The 14,650-nt window shown below is 68.3% G+C and carries 14 protein-coding genes; 5 read left to right on the top strand and 9 right to left on the bottom strand.

What is annotated here, in order from left to right; translation table 11 throughout:
- Window positions 1-5: 5 nt before the first annotated feature.
- From mnhG to E3T25_RS09315, 6 genes are read right to left on the bottom strand one after another with little or no spacing between them, the layout of a single operon-like run.
- Window positions 6-344: a monovalent cation/H(+) antiporter subunit G gene (mnhG, locus tag E3T25_RS09340; protein WP_134373853.1), complete on the bottom strand. Its 339-nt coding sequence runs from the start codon at window positions 342-344 to the stop codon at window positions 6-8.
- Complete coding sequence (locus E3T25_RS09335; protein ID WP_134342227.1) at window positions 341-604, bottom strand: MrpF/PhaF family protein; 264 nt, start codon at window positions 602-604, stop codon at window positions 341-343. Before E3T25_RS09335 ends, mnhG begins: the two co-directional genes overlap by 4 nt.
- The gene (locus tag E3T25_RS09330; protein WP_104100175.1) at window positions 604-1,230 is read right to left on the bottom strand and encodes a Na+/H+ antiporter subunit E; all 627 of its coding nucleotides are present in this window, start codon (window positions 1,228-1,230) and stop codon (window positions 604-606) included. The genes E3T25_RS09335 and E3T25_RS09330 overlap by 1 nt, the downstream gene beginning before the upstream one ends.
- Window positions 1,227-2,786 (bottom strand): Na+/H+ antiporter subunit D, encoded by a 1,560-nt coding sequence (locus E3T25_RS09325; protein WP_134373851.1) that lies wholly within the window; start codon window positions 2,784-2,786, stop codon window positions 1,227-1,229. The genes E3T25_RS09330 and E3T25_RS09325 overlap by 4 nt, the downstream gene beginning before the upstream one ends.
- Window positions 2,783-3,271 carry a sodium:proton antiporter gene (locus tag E3T25_RS09320; protein ID WP_104100177.1) on the bottom strand — a complete coding sequence of 163 codons (489 nt, stop codon included), beginning with the start codon at window positions 3,269-3,271 and terminating at the stop codon, window positions 2,783-2,785. Before E3T25_RS09320 ends, E3T25_RS09325 begins: the two co-directional genes overlap by 4 nt.
- Window positions 3,268-6,183, bottom strand: a complete 2,916-nt coding sequence (locus E3T25_RS09315; protein ID WP_134373849.1) for a Na+/H+ antiporter subunit A — start codon at window positions 6,181-6,183, stop codon at window positions 3,268-3,270. The genes E3T25_RS09320 and E3T25_RS09315 overlap by 4 nt, the downstream gene beginning before the upstream one ends.
- 118 nt (window positions 6,184-6,301) lie before the next feature.
- On the opposite strand from E3T25_RS09315, the gene E3T25_RS09310 reads away from it, so the two are divergent.
- Both E3T25_RS09310 and E3T25_RS09305 read left to right on the top strand, forming a co-directional pair.
- On the top strand, window positions 6,302-7,897 hold the full coding sequence (locus E3T25_RS09310; protein ID WP_134373847.1) for an amino acid permease: 1,596 nt from the start codon (window positions 6,302-6,304) through the stop codon (window positions 7,895-7,897).
- Window positions 7,898-8,003: 106 nt separating this feature from the next.
- Window positions 8,004-8,423: a GreA/GreB family elongation factor gene (locus E3T25_RS09305; protein WP_104100180.1), complete on the top strand. Its 420-nt coding sequence runs from the start codon at window positions 8,004-8,006 to the stop codon at window positions 8,421-8,423.
- An 81-nt stretch (window positions 8,424-8,504) separates the two neighbouring features.
- Here E3T25_RS09305 and E3T25_RS09300 read toward each other — a convergent pair whose 3' ends face one another.
- Complete coding sequence (locus E3T25_RS09300; RefSeq protein ID WP_134373845.1) at window positions 8,505-9,821, bottom strand: MFS transporter; 1,317 nt, start codon at window positions 9,819-9,821, stop codon at window positions 8,505-8,507.
- A 166-nt stretch (window positions 9,822-9,987) separates the two neighbouring features.
- Here E3T25_RS09300 and E3T25_RS09295 point away from each other — a divergent pair, with 166 nt between their 5' ends.
- The 3 genes from E3T25_RS09295 to E3T25_RS09285 all read left to right on the top strand — a co-directional run bounded on the left by E3T25_RS09295 (window position 9,988) and on the right by E3T25_RS09285 (window position 11,618).
- On the top strand, window positions 9,988-10,860 hold the full coding sequence (locus tag E3T25_RS09295) for a formyltetrahydrofolate deformylase (protein ID WP_134373843.1): 873 nt from the start codon (window positions 9,988-9,990) through the stop codon (window positions 10,858-10,860).
- Between the two features lie 28 nt (window positions 10,861-10,888).
- Window positions 10,889-11,245 (top strand): YrdB family protein, encoded by a 357-nt coding sequence (locus tag E3T25_RS09290; protein ID WP_233191284.1) that lies wholly within the window; start codon window positions 10,889-10,891, stop codon window positions 11,243-11,245.
- An 82-nt stretch (window positions 11,246-11,327) separates the two neighbouring features.
- Complete coding sequence (locus E3T25_RS09285; RefSeq protein ID WP_134373841.1) at window positions 11,328-11,618, top strand: hypothetical protein; 291 nt, start codon at window positions 11,328-11,330, stop codon at window positions 11,616-11,618.
- A 402-nt stretch (window positions 11,619-12,020) separates the two neighbouring features.
- On the opposite strand, the gene E3T25_RS09280 is transcribed toward E3T25_RS09285, so the two are convergent.
- Both E3T25_RS09280 and E3T25_RS09275 read right to left on the bottom strand, forming a co-directional pair.
- Window positions 12,021-13,304: a DUF222 domain-containing protein gene (locus E3T25_RS09280; RefSeq protein WP_166785979.1), complete on the bottom strand. Its 1,284-nt coding sequence runs from the start codon at window positions 13,302-13,304 to the stop codon at window positions 12,021-12,023.
- A 97-nt stretch (window positions 13,305-13,401) separates the two neighbouring features.
- The gene (locus E3T25_RS09275; protein ID WP_241980766.1) at window positions 13,402-14,619 is read right to left on the bottom strand and encodes an MFS transporter; all 1,218 of its coding nucleotides are present in this window, start codon (window positions 14,617-14,619) and stop codon (window positions 13,402-13,404) included.
- Window positions 14,620-14,650: the final 31 nt, after the last annotated feature.

The raw sequence follows: 14,650 nt of genomic DNA, 5'->3' as shown, positions 1-14,650 counted from the left end.
TCTTATCAGTCGGGCCGGGTACCGAGCTCATCGATTATGAGCACATCGACACGCACATGGTGGGTGTCATAGGCGGCCCGGCCCACCATGTGCGCTGCGACCGGGGCGGTCAACGCCTGGAACACGACGATGGCCATGACGAGGGTGACGGTGCCCACGGTAAAGTTGTTCAGAGCGACGTCGGCCGTGATCGCCATGAGGCCGAAGATCTGCGGTTTGGTGGCGGCGTGCAGCCGCGATAGTACGTCGGGGAAACGGATGACGCCGATTCCGGCCGCGAAGCACATCACGGCCCCGGCGAGCACCAGGACAGCCGAGATCACGTCGCGCAGTTCGTCGGTCATTCGGTATCCCGCACGGGCAGGAAGCGGGCGATGCTCAGCGAGCCGAGCACCGCGAAGAGGGCGAGGACCAGCAGCACCGGCAGCGTGTCGGTGTGCCGGTTGAATGCCATCTCCGCACCCATGGCGCAGATCACGGTCGCGACCAGGACATCCGAGGCGATCACCCGGTCCAGCACGGTCGGTCCCCGCACGATTCGATAGAGGGCGCACAGGGCACCGGCCCCGAACAGCACCCCGGCAATGACGGCAACGATGTGCATCAGGCGGTTCCTCCCCGCTTCAGTTTCTCATTCGCATGCTGGTCGCGTGCGCGCTGGTCTTTCTCACTCCGGTCCTCGCCGCTCACCCGGTGGAGCCGTTCCACGTCTTCCCGGGACCCGAGGGCCATCACGATCCGGCGCTCCTCGGCCAGCACGCCGTTCCGGAACCGCTCCACCTGTTCCGGATGCGCCACGTTCAGCACGTGCAGATAGAGGGTGGACTGCACCCGGTCCACATCGACCACGATCGCCCCGGGAACGATGGACGTCGACACCCCGGTCAGCGTCAGGATGAAGTCGCTGCGGGTGCGCAGGTGCACCGCCACGATCGCGTTGCTGGGTGTGTAGCGCGGGGAGAGCGCGAGGACTGCCACCTGCAGCGAGCCCCGGACGATGTCGAACCCGAGCCGGATCAAGTAGAGCACGGTGTACCACGGGTTAAGGCGCAAACCCAGCTCCACGGCCGGCAGGTAGAAGCCCACGGAGACGAGGGTGGCCAGCAGCGTGCCGGTGAGCAGGTTGAGCCAGGAGAACGAGCCCCAGAGCAGCATCCACAGCAGCACGAGCCCCAGGAACAGCGGCGCCTGGTTGGCGATGGCGACGAGGCGCTGCTTCGGGGTGCTCATGGCGTGCCGTTCGGGAAGACGGCGTCGATGTACGTGGCCGGGTTCTCGATGTTGGCCGCCGCACGGGTGGTGAACGCGAACACCGGCCCGGCGAACACGGTGAGTGAGACGGTCAGCAGCAGCAGCGCCGTCGTCGCGCCGGTCATCAGCGGCGAGATGGTGCGCGTCGTGACCGTGCCCTCGTCGTCCGGGTCGTCCAGGAGCGCATCGAGCATCGGCGACTCGTAGTCCTCGACCTCGCCGGCCCCCCGCCAGAACGCGATGTTCCAGACGCGGGCCAAGGCGTAGAGCGTGAGCAGCGAGGTGGCGGCGCCGGCGCCCATCAGGATGTAGGTCACCGGTTCGGCGATGTCCGCGCCGGCCTGGAAGAGGGCGATCTTGCCGAGGAAGCCCGAGAACGGCGGGATGCCGCCGAGGTTGAGCGCCCCAACGAAGAACAGGAAGGCCACGAACGGCGCCGCCGTCAACAGTCCGCCGAGCCGGGCCAGCGAGGTGGTGCCGCCCACCCGCTCGATCAGCCCCGCGCAGAGGAAGAGGGTCGTCTGCACCGTGATGTGGTGCACGACGTAGAAGATGGTGGCCGCGATCGCCAGCGGCGTGCCCATCGCGATGCCGAAGATCATGTAGCCGATGTGGCTCACCAGCGTGAACGACAGCAGCCGCTTGATGTCCGCCTGCGCGAGCGCCCCGAGGATGCCCACGATCAGGGTCAGCAACGCCACCACCATCAGCGGCACCGACAGCGGGCTCTCGGGGAAGAGCAGGGTCTGAGCGCGGATGATCGCGTAGATTCCGACCTTCGTGAGCAGCCCCGCGAACACCGCAGTGACCGGCGCCGGGGCCGTGGGATAGGAGTCGGGCAACCAGAACGACAGCGGAAACACTGCGGCCTTCACGCAGAAGGCCAGCAGGAGCAGCAGGTTGAGGATCAGCTGCACGTCCGGCGGGAGGTCCGCCACCCGCTCGGCGATGAGCGCCATGGTGACGGTGCCCGTGGCCCCATAGATCAGGGCGATCGCGCTGAGGAACAGGATGGAGGAGACCAGGCTCACCACGATGTAGGTGACACCGACACGGATGCGCGCACCCGTCCCGCCGAGCGTCAACAGCACGTAACTAGCCGAGAGCAGCATCTCGAAACCAACGTAGAGGTTGAACAGGTCCCCCGCGATGAACGCGTTGAACAGCCCGGCCGCCAGCACGAGATAGGTGGGATGGAAGATCGAAACCGGGGTTTCCCGGTCTCCGTCCACGATGCCCTGCCCCACGGCGAACAGGAGCACGCCGAGCAGCATCAGCGCGGAGACCAGAAGCATGATCGCCGAGAGCCGGTCGACGACGAGCACGATGCCCCACGGCGCATCCCAGCCGCCCACGTGCACGACGGCGGGGCCGATCTGATCGACCTGCACCAGCAGGACCGCGCCGATGATCGCCACCAGCGTCAGGGCGATCACGCTGACCACGATCTGCTGGGGGCGACGGCGGCCGAGGGCGAGGGTCAGAGCGCTTCCGAGCAGTGGGATGGTGACGACCAGAGGAACGAGGAGATTCATAGCTTCATCCCCTTGTCCGGCGCGTTGGCAGGGGCACCGAGCTCGCTCTCGCGCTCGCTCGCGTCGAGGTCTTCCTGGCTGGCTGCCTCGTCCTCGGTGACCGAGCGGAAGGACTCCTCCGTGCTTGCCACGGTCTCGGCCGCATGCTCGTCGGTGACCGTGTCACCCTCGTCGCCCAGCCGGGCCAGCCACCAGGACCGGTAGATCAGCGCGAGGATGAGCGCCGTGATGCCGAAGTTGATCACGATGGCGGTGAGCATGAGCACCTGGGGCACCGGGTCGACCATCGCAGCGTCGGCGGCCGTGCCGGTGACGATGGGCGCGTTGCCGGGGCGGCCGCTCATGATGAAGATCAGCAGGTTCGTGGCGTTGCCCACCAGCAGGAATCCGATCAGCACCCGGGTGAGACTGCGCTCCAGCATCACGTAGACGCCGGCGGCGTACAGGACCGCCATCACGATCACGAGGGTGAGGGAGGCGCTCATCCGGCTACCACCGCGCCCTGCTCGGACTGCGGGTGCGGCTCGGTCTCGCCGGCTTCCTGCTGTCGATCGACCTCGCTGCCGAGGCTGCGCAGGATGTCCAACACGAGACCGACCACGACCAGGTACACGCCGATGTCGAAGATGGTGGAGGTGCCGAAAGAGAGGGGGCCGAGCACGGGTACCGTGGTTTCGAAGTAGGCGGATTCCAGCGGGATGCCGCTGAAGAAGAGCGAGACCACGGCCATCCCGACCGCCAGCACGATGCCGAGCCCGAGGATCTTGCCCGGATCGACGGGTACCGCCTCGCCCAGCTCGTAGCGGCCTCCCGCGAGGTAGCGGGAGACGAGCGCCAGCCCGGCGATCAGGCCACCGGCGAAGCCGCCGCCGGGAGCGTTGTGGCCGGCGATGAGCAGGTAGACGGAGACGATCATGGCCGGGTAGAACAGCAGCCGCACGAGCACCTCGAGCATGATCGACCGGTCCTTCTCGGCAACCGTACGGCCGGCCAGGAGCCAGGACTGGCGAGTGACCGCATGCCCCTCGGAGGACGCGGCCGGGTCGGCGACGACCTTGCGACGGTGCGGCAGCGACCGGCGTTTGCGGGAATCGCGCAGCCGGGGCACGACCGCGTTGCGGCCCGAGACGAAGAGGAGGCTGGCGACGCCGGTGGCCACCACGATCAGCACGGAGATCTCACCCATCGTGTCCCAGGCACGGATGTCCACGAGCATCACGTTCACGATGTTGCGTCCGTGCCCCTCCTCGACCGCGAGGCGCGGAAGCTCCGCCGCGATGCTTGGGGCCTCCCGTGCACCGAGCGCGATCACGCCGATGGTGCCCATCACGGCGCCCACCAGCACGCCGATCAGCACGCGCCGCCGCCGGTGCATCGGCCGGTTGTGCTGGGCGATCTTCTGCGGCAGCCGGCGCAGCACCAGCACGAAGACGACGATGGTCATCGTCTCGACCAGGGCCTGCGTCAGGGCCAGGTCGGGAGCGCCGTGGAAGGCGAAGAACGCGACGAGGCCGTAGCCCGTGACGCCGGCCAGCAGCACGGCAGTGATGCGCTCACCGACGCGAGCCGCCATCACCGCCGCGATGCCCATGATGAGGGCGATCACGACCTGGCCCGGGTAGTCCCAGAGCACGACCTCCTCGGGCCAGCTGCGGTTGACGAAGGCCGCGAAGCCTAGGGCCAGCACGAAGACGACGAGGATGGTGGACAGGTACTGCGGCAACCCGCCCTGCTGGGCGAAGTGGGTGATGCGCGCCGCGGCCCGGTCGATGCCGCGCACGGTGGAGCCGTAGCCCTGACCGGCGTCGATGTAGGCCGGCACCGTGCCCTGCAGCCGGGCCACGCCCGGCCGCTTCCAGAACAGCACGGCGCCGAGCAGGAGAACAACGGCACTCAGGGCGAGCGCCGGTTCGAAGCCGTGCCAGAGCGCGAGGCGGTAGTCGCCGCCGCCGGGAACGGTGTCGGCGTAGGAGACCAGCACCGGGTCGAGCAGGAAGACGAGGGGGCCGAGCAGGAGGGTGGCCACGGCGAGCAGTCCCGGCGCCAGCTGGAAGTCCCAGCGGGCGGGGTGCAGGGCGGTGTCTGCGAGGCTGACCCGGGTGCCGAAGGCACCCCAGAAGAAGCGGGCGCTGTAGGCGACCGTCAGCACGGAGCCGACCACGGTGCCGACCAGGGCCACCCAGCCCCATCCGTCGCCGGCCAGGCCTGCCTCGAGGAATGCCGTGAACACGGACTCCTTGGCGACGAAGCCGAGCAGCGGCGGGATACCGGCCATAGATGCGACCGATAGCAGGGCGATCACGGCCAGCACGGGCGCGTTGCGCCCCACGCCGGAGAGCTGTCGCCAGTCGCGGGTGCCGGCCCGGTGGTCGATGATGCCGACGGTCAGGAACAGCGCCGACTTGTAGAGGGCGTGGGCGAGGAGCAATGCCACCCCGGCGAGCGCGGCGTCCCGGGTGCCGAAGCCGACGACGACCATCAGGAACCCGAGCTGGCTGACCGTGCCATAGGCAAGCACCAGCTTGAGGTCGTACTGGCGCAGCGAACGCCACGCGCCGACCAGCATGGTGACGACGCCGAGGGTGACGAGCACCGGCATCCAGCCCGGCGTGTCGGCATAGCCGGGGGCGAGGCGCGCCACCAGGTAGATGCCGGCCTTGACCATCGCCGCCGCGTGCAGATAGGCGCTCACCGGGGTGGGCGCCGCCATCGCGGCCGGCAGCCAAAAGTGGAAGGGCACGAGCGCGGACTTAGACAGCGCGCCGACCAGGATGAGCAGCACCGACCAGGTGGTAGCCGGGCCGGTGACGGGGTCGGAGACGATCGCTGCGAGCGACGTGGTTCCGGCCTCCACCGCGAGGATGACGACCCCGACGAGCATGATCAACCCGCCGAAGGTGGTCACCAGCAACGCCTGCAGGGCGGCGCCGCGGCTCGCCCGTTTGAACGTGTAATGCCCGATCAAAATGTAGGAGAGCACGCTCGTGATCTCCCAGAAGATGAACATGACGACGATGTCGTCGGATGTCACCAGGCCGTACATCGCGCCGGCGAACGCCAGCAGGACCGCGGCGAAGCGCCCGAGCGCCGGCTCGTCGGCGCTGAAGTAGCGGGCGCAGTAGACCAGCACGAGCGCGCCGACCCCGGTCACGACGAGGGCGAGCAGCCAGGTGAGGGTGTCGACGCGGAATGAGAGCGAGATACCCAACGCGGGAATCCACGGGACGCTCTCGGTGATCGCTCCGCCGCTCGACACGGCCCGGGTCTGGGTGAGGGTATAACCGAAGACGGTCGCGGGGAGCAATGCGATGACGTAGAAAACACGCAGCGAGAGCCACCGCGTGAGGATCGGGGTGAGCGTGGATAGGGCAACAAAGGTCAGGAGGATTGTCGCCATGCGGCCTCCCGGCTCTCGTGAAGTCAGAATATCGAGTCAGTCTACCGGAGGCCGTGGACGCCGACCCCGTGCGGGGGCGGCTAGGGTTGGCCAAAACCGGATCTATCGGAAGAGCCCCATGACGCGTGCAAGCCGGAAGCCACAACTCCCCCTTAAACCTGACCACCCCGAATACCACGGTCGTGGCGTGGAGACGCCGTTCGAGCACATCTCGGACGCCCTCAATGTGCACGAGGATGAGGGGCTGCACAAGGGCCTCAAGGCCCGCCAGGTGCAGATGATCGCCATCGGCGGGGCCATTGGCACCGGCCTGTTCCTCGGGGCAGGAGGACGCCTGGCCATCGCCGGGCCCTCCCTCGTCTTCGTGTACGCGATCTGCGGTTTCTTTGCGTTCCTGATCCTGCGCGCGCTCGGCGAACTCGTGCTGCACCGCCCCTCGTCGGGCTCGTTCGTTTCCTACGCCCGCGAGTTCTTCGGCGAGAAGACGGCGTTCGTCACCGGTTGGCTGTACTGGCTGAACTGGGTGATGACCGCCATCGTCGACGTCACGGCCGTGGCGCTGTACATGAACTTCTTCGCGAAGTACTGGGCACCCTTCGGTGATGTGCCGCAGTGGCTGTACGCGCTCGCCGCCCTCGCCGTCGTGCTGTCCCTGAACCTTCTGTCAGTGAGCGTATTCGGCGAACTCGAGTTCTGGTTCGCGCTGATCAAGGTGCTCGCCATCGTGGCCTTCCTGCTGGTCGGCACCTGGATGGTCATCTTCGGCACGCCGATCCCCGGCCAGGAGACGGGCTTCAGCCTGATCGGGGACAACGGGGGCTGGCTGCCGAACGGGCTGATCGCATCCGTTCTCGTGGTGCAGGGCGTCATCTTCGCGTACGCCTCGATCGAGCTGGTCGGCACGACCGCCGGGGAGACCCAGAACCCGGAGAAGGTGATGCCGAAGGCGATCAACACCGTCATCATTCGCATCGCCGTCTTCTACGTGGGCTCGATTTTGCTGCTCTCCCTGCTGCTGCCCTACACCGCGTACAAGGCCGGCGAGAGCCCATTCGTCACGTTCTTCGGCACCATCGGCGTCGGCGGCGTCGACGTGATCATGAACCTGGTTGTGCTCACCGCGGCCCTGTCCTCGCTCAACGCGGGCCTGTACTCGACCGGGCGCATCCTGCGGTCGATGGCGCTGGCGGGATCGGCGCCGCGCTTCGCCGGCAAGGTGAGCCGCACGGGTGTGCCGTTCGGCGGCATCCTGCTCACCGGCGTGGTCACCCTGCTGGGCGTCGCCCTGAACGCCGTCGTGCCCGACAAGGCCTTCGAGATCGTGCTGAATATGGCCGCCATCGGCATCATCAGCGCCTGGGGCATGATCGTGCTCTGCCAGCTGCGCCTGCACGCCTGGTCGAAGCTCGGCATCCTGCGGCGACCGGCGTTCCGGATGTTCGGAGCACCGTATTCGGGGTACGCCAGCCTGGTCTTCCTCGTCGCCGTGCTCGTGCTGATGGCCTTCGACTGGCCGGTCGGCACGCTCACGATCAGCTCGCTCGTGATCATCATCCCGCTGCTGATCGTGGGCTGGTACGCCTGCCGCGGCCGCATTCTCGAGATCGCGAGCGCCCGCGAGGGGTTCACCGGCCAGGTGCCGATCCTTCCCAGCCGCCCGCTGTCGGACCAGCTGCGGGGCGCCGACCGGAAGGACGCCGACCGCGAGGAGTAGCCGCCACGCCACCGATCGCCGATTCCCCCATGCGTGGAGCCGGGGCGGCTAGCATGGCCGACTGATCACTGCGCGGCAGATTGCCTCGCGATTTACGGAGAACTCTATGACCACCGAATCGGTGTGGCTGCCACCCCGCTCGCTCGCCCTCCTGATCGAGGAACTCGCTGTGCTGGGCAGCGACCCCACCCCGAACGCGGCCACGTCCGAGCGAATCCGGGAGCTGCGCACGACCCTCCGCCAGGCCGAGGCCTCGGTCAAACCGGACGACGGCCTGGTCGAGCCCGGGATGAGGATCACCGCGATGCTCTCCGGCGACACCCGGGCGACCGTGTTCCTCCTTGGCGAGCGTGAACTTGTCTCCCTCGACCCTGAAGTGAAGGTAGACGTGTACTCCCCCTCGTCACCGATCGGCCAGGCCATCATCGGAACCCACGTCGGCGACACCGTCGCGTACACGACGCCGACCAACGTCAGCATCCAGATCGAGATCCTCGCAGCGGTCCCGTACACCGGCGGCCGGTGAACCGACACGATTGAGGGGTGCGGATGCTTCCGCGCCCCGCAATCGTGTCGTCTCAGCCGTTTCAGGTCGACACGCCGCCGGTCAGGCCGCCCGGCGGCGCACGACGACGTCGCTGACGATCACCAGCACGAAGGCCAGCACCAGGATTCCGACGTAGACCAGCGGCACGGCCTGCATTCCGGCCGAGCCGAGCAGCGCGGCGCCGAGAAGGGCGCCACCGCCGATCCCGGCGTTGAACGCGGTCGTGTAGATGGCGCTGGCGGTGTCACGGATGCGGAGCGAGGCCGTACGCAGCAGCCGCGTCTGCAGCAGCGGCGGCAGCATGCCGAAGGCCAGACCCCAGAGCACGAAGGCGGTGATGGCAACCGGCAGCGTCGCCGCGAAGAGGGCCAGCACGGTCACGCTCAGCGCCGACACGGCGATGCCGATGACGAGCCCGAGCTGCGGCCGGGGGCCGAAGACCGTGCCGGAGAGCACCAGGCCGACCGCACCGGCAATCCCATAGGCGAACAGGAGCGGGGCGACCGCGCCGGAGTCCACGCCCATCTCGTCGATCAGGAACGGGGCGATGTACGTGTAGAACGTGTAGTGCCCGACCATGGTCAGGCCGGTGATCACGGAAAGCAGGATCACGGCGCGCATGGTCGGGTCGCGACGCGGTTCAGCGATAGCAGTGGCGGCATGTGCGGCGGCGGCCCCCGCGTTGCCGGCCGCGGTCGGATCGCTAGCCGCGGCATCCGTCACACGAGCACCATAGTGCGACACCGGCGGCAGGAACCGCCAGACGACGACCGCGCCGATCAGCATGAGGGCGGCGAGGGCCAGGAACGACAGCCGCCAGCCGAGCAGGTGCCCGGCGGCGGTGGCGATGGGCACCCCGAACACGAAGGCGAGCGTGCCGCCCGAGACGGTGATGGCCACGGCGCGGCCGATCTGTTCCCGCGGCACGAGGTGCGCGGCGTAGGCGCCGACGACGGCCCAGAACAGGCCGTGGGCCATTCCGCCGATGATGCGCCCGCCGACCATGAAGGCGTAGTTGGGGGCGATGGCGGTGAGCACATTGCTGATCGCCAGCACCACGAGCACGAGCACAATCAGACCGTGCCGCGGCAGGCGGCGGGTGAGGTGGGCGAGCGAGGTGCTCGTGAGCACCACGGTGAACGCGAACCAGGAAACGAGCAGGCCGACCTGTCCCTCGGTGACCCCGAGCGCCCGGCTCATGTCGGGTAGAAGGCCCGTCGGAAGCATCTCGGAGGTGACGGAGAGGAAGACGGCGGCGGCCAGGGCGAGTAGGCCCACCCAGGGGAAGGGTCGGGCGGCGGCCGCGATGCTCTCCGGCGCGTGCGGCGCTTCCAGCGCTTCAAGCGAGGGCAGGTTGATGGGTGCGGTGAATGACATGGCTCTGTGGCTCACAGACGGGAACAGGGGCAGCGCGGGTGTGCCGCGGGCCGGTCCGGATCGACTGCGCGCCGACGTGCGCGCCCGGGGCCGGCGTGCTGCGCCGACCGCTTTCCAGCCTAGCCGACGGGCCGAGTGTGCGGCAGGGGGCCGGTAACCTAGTCCGATGACCTCTTCCCTTGCACCGAACCCGCGCCACCATTGGGTGATCACTCTCGTCTGCGTCGACCAGCCGGGTATCGTGCACGCGGTCAGCGGCGCGATCGTGCGGGCGCGCGGCAACATCACCGAGAGCCAGCAGTTCACCAGCGCCGACACCGGCCGGTTCTTCATGCGGCTGCAGGTGGAATCCGCGGCGAGCCAGGCTGATCTCGAGGACGAGCTCGCCCCGGTCGTGCGCAGATACGCCATGGAATCCGTCATCGATATCGTCGGGCGTCCCAAGCGCACCCTGATCCTGGCCTCGACCGCCGGAAACTGCGTCAACGATATGCTCTTCCGCCAGCGCGGGGGTCAGCTGCCTATCGAGGTTCCGCTGGTGCTGAGCAACCACGGCACGCTGCGCGACCTGGTCGGCTTCTACGGGGTGCCGTTCGAGTCGCGTCCGGTGACGGATGCCGCCGGCAAGGCGGCCTTCGAGGCTCGCGTCGTCGATGCCATCACCGAGCACGACATCGAGCTCGTGGTGCTCGCCCGGTATATGCAGATCCTCTCCCCCGCACTCTGCACGCTGCTGGAAGGCCGCGCCATCAACATCCACCACTCCTTCCTGCCCGGGTTCAAGGGCGCCAACCCCTACAAGCAGGCGCACGCCCGCGGGGTGAAATTGATCGGGGCGACGGCCCACTTCGTCACGGGTGACCTCGACGAGGGTCCGATCATCGAGCAGAACGTCGTGCGGGTGGACCACTCGCGCAGCCCGGCCGAACTCGTCGCCATCGGACAGGACGAGGAGAGCCGCACCCTGACCCAGGCGGTCACTTGGTTCGCCGAGCACCGGGTCCTGCTCGACGGCGCCCGCACCATCATCTTCAGGTAGCCTCCCGCCTCTCGGTAGGATGGGGCGAGTGACCGATACGAGCGCGACGACCAGTACCAGCCCCAACGACATCGTGCGCTTCCTGCTCGAATTGTTCGCGTTCATCAGCCTGGGCATCTGGGGCTTCACCGCGTGGCCGCTGCCGTGGCCGGGCATGCTCATGGGCATCCTGGCCCCTGCCTTCGCCATTGTGCTCTGGGCGCTGTTCCGCTCGCCCAAGGCGGTCTTCCGCCTAGACCCGTTCGGCAAGGCCATCGTCGAGATCAGCGTCTTCGGGGCCGCCGCGCTGGCCTGGTGGGACCTCGGCCTGCCGCTGGTCGCCGTGATCTTCGCCCTGGTGGCCACGGTCAGCGGCGTCATCTCGGGCCGCGCAGAACTGCATTGAGGGCGGCCGCCGCACAGTCAGGCTGCCTTGGCTCGAACGGCGCCGGAAAGACGTCGACCATCCGGTTGCTGTTAGGCATGCCGTGGCCGACAACCGGGCAGGCGCCGATGCCCGAGGCACCATTGACCTCCTGGTCTCCAACCCGATCGGGCGCTGCCAGTTGCTCCTGGCGAAGTTCGCGACCCTCCCGCTGGGCACCATCCTGCTTGCCGAGGGGACCGGAGTCTGCCTGGTCGTGCTCGGCACCGTGGCCGAGATGAGGTTCCCGAAGGATAACGTGGCAACCGCGATGCTGCACCGGGAACTGCTCGGGGAGAGTCGGTGCGCTGGCGCTGGCGGCCGCATCGGGCAGAACCGTGCAGAACCGGTTTGAGCCGGGTTGAGCCGGGAGGATCCCGGCCCCAAGGTTCCCCTGACGTCGGCCGAGCTTGTCAGACCAGGTGACGAACCCTCCCAAGGTTCCCCCGACGCTGGTCGAGCTTGTCAAGACCCGGCGACCGGTCCTCCGGAGGTTCCCGCGACGCTGATCGAGCCTGTCGAGACCAAGGGCCAGACCCCCGCCCTACATCCCGGTCCTCTTGCTCTGCAATACAATACGCGTCTGCTCCGGGTCGACTTCCGCCGGTGGACGCAGCCAGTACTGGGTTTTGGTGCGGGTTATCTTCCAGTGCTGATTATGCAGCAGCAAATGGTGCGGGTGGCACAGCAGCACTCCGTTGGCGAGGTCGGTGTATCCATTGTCCGTGAGCCACTCACTGATGTGGTGGGCCTCGCTCTAGGCCGGTGATCGGTCGCAGCCGACCCAAAGGCATCCGCCGTCACGCACTGCCATCGTGGCGCGCTCTACCTCGGTGAAGAGTCGTTCGTCACGGCCGACGATCTGACCGTCTTCCTCGAATTTGATGCCACGGGTGCCGGTGTCGCAGAGCAACCGGTCGATGGTGTCCTGCGAGATCGGGACCGGGTTGCCCTCGATCTGCCCGTGCGCGGCGGGTTCGGCCGCCTGATCCGGCCCGGTCTGCCCGGCCGGAACCGGAGCCGGCTGCCCGGCCTGCCCGGTCTGCCCGGCCTGCACCGTCTGCCCCGTCTTGAGCGTCTTTTCGGTCACGATCACGCGCACCGAGGGGTGTCGCCCGCCGAACACGCGGCCGGGGTCGGCCTCGCCGGCGATCGTGAGCAGCTGGACGAGCGAGTCCGCGTTGATCTGCTCGTTGCTGCGCGGGTCGGCCTGCATCTTCTCGGCCCAGGCGGCCCGCTCCTTATCGACGAATCGCACCCCGCCGCGGCGCGGGCCGGTGATGGAGTCAAAGGTCGAAAGCACGAACTCGCCGTCTTCGGTGGCGAAGAGGCCGTTCAGGCGCACGTTCCCGTTGCTGAGCCGGTAGACCTTCAGGTAGCGGGCGTCGTGGGCCTGCTTCTCCCGGGCGGCGATGCCGGCCTCGTCAAGGTGGTCACGCATCCGTCTTGCGCGTTTGAAGACCTCGTCGGCGTTCAACGTTGACACCTCGGCCAGCAGGGACTCCAGCGCCGCTACGTGCTTCTCGGCGGTGACGGCGGCGTCGATCTGGCCGAGGCCGCCGCGGATCGACTCGGCCGCGTCGACCGAGAGCGTGCCGGCGGTGACGGCCCGGGCGATCGGCGCCTGCCACGGCACCTTCGCGACGAATTCGGCGACCTCGGCGGCATCCGTGTCGGGCGACGAGAGCGCCTCCTTGACCAGCTTCTCGGCCGCCTCGGTGTCGGCCATCATCGTGCCGACTGCGACCAGTTTGTAGGCGTCACCCTTGGACGAGCCCGTCCAGTTCTGGATCAGGGCTTCCGGGGACAAGTACCCCTGCTGCGCGGCAAACCCCGAATGGCCGAGCTCCGGCCTCGAACGGTCAGCAATGGTTGCGGCCATCAACGCGGCATAGGTGTCGAGCAGACGGCGGGCGCATGCGATTCGCTTCTGGCCGGCCGGCGCCTCGGCGTCGGGAAGGGCTGCGAGGTCGGCGCTCGAGGAACCCAACAGCGCGACGGCGTCGGCCGCCTGCCTGAGGTCTTCCGCGAGGTTCGTCATGTTACGACGATACCTCGTTGCGCACATGAAGTCGAGTGTCTGTCACTATTTATTGGTGACAGTTTCGTAGCTCTATTCGACCCCTCTCGGGGCGGGACTACGCCGGGCGGGCCTGCCGCGGCATCCGCAGTGCGTAGACAGAGGTCGCGAAGAACAGCAAGGCGCCGACGCCGAAGGCGACCGGATAGGAGGCGCTGTCAACGAGAAACCCGGCCGCGAGCGGGCCGACGATGGCACCCAGGTCGGAGAACATCGAGAAGACCGACACGGGTCGACCACCACCGGCGCCGGCCGCGTCGCCGACGGATGCGGCCGGGGCGGTGCCCATGAACGCCGAGGCCACGCCGTAGAGGCAGAGCAGTATGGTGAGCACGATGATGTTGGGTGAGAACGGGACCGCGAGGATGGTCAGCCCGGCAACCAGGAACGCCCCGATGATGGCCGGGCGACGGCCCACAATGTCGACGAACCGCGCGGCCGGCGCGAGTGCCACCGTCTGGGCGACGGCCGCGAAGGCGAAGGCGATGCCGCTCCAGGCGGTCGGACCCCGCAGCACCTCGACGACCAGCACGGGGATCAGCGCGTTGCGCACGCCGAACGAGTTCCAGCCGGTGGAGAAGTTGGCGATGCACGCCGCGCGGAACCGGGTGTCCCGCAGCACCGTTCGGAACGGGATGCGCTCGGGCGCCGGGCCGGCCGCGGCGACGACCCCACCCCGCACCGGGCGCAGCAGCACGAGCCCGAGGATGCCGGCAACGGCGAGTGTCGCGGCGTAGAAGAAGAACGGCGCGGTGAGCGAGATCGTGGCGAGGAGTCCGCCGAGCGCGGGGCCGGCCATCCCGCCGAGCAGGAACCCACCCTGGTAGAACCCGATGGCCCTGGCCCGGAATCCCGGTGCCGTGGAGCCGAGCAGGAGAGTCATGGCCGCCACCGTGAACATGGCCGAACCGACGCCGCCGGCTCCGCGCAGGAGCAGCAGCTGCGGATAGTTCTGGGCCACGCCGACCAGCCCACTGGAAACGGCGACGATCCCGATGCCGGAGGCCAGGATCACGCGTTCGCCGGCCCAGTCGATCAGGCGCCCGGTGAACGGGCTGGAGACGAAGCGCATCAGCGCGAACGCGGAGACGACGGCGCCGATTTCCAGGTAGCCGACCCCGAAGCTGCGCACGTAGACGGGCAGCACCGGCACGACAACGCCGAAGCCCACCATCACGAAGAACGCGATCACGCCGAGCACGTAGACCTCTCGGGACAGCCGCGGCAGGCTCACGCCGAGGGTCTCGCCGCCTCGGCGCATTCGTGCGAATCGCATTCCCTCAGGGTAAGCCTTCGCTCGGTGTCCG

Origin of the sequence: Cryobacterium sandaracinum, from assembly GCF_004403415.1 — a bacterium.
Taxonomy (GTDB): domain Bacteria; phylum Actinomycetota; class Actinomycetes; order Actinomycetales; family Microbacteriaceae; genus Cryobacterium; species Cryobacterium sandaracinum.
The sequence above is the reverse complement of the archived record's forward strand: the minus strand, read 5'-3'. Positions and strand labels throughout refer to the sequence as shown.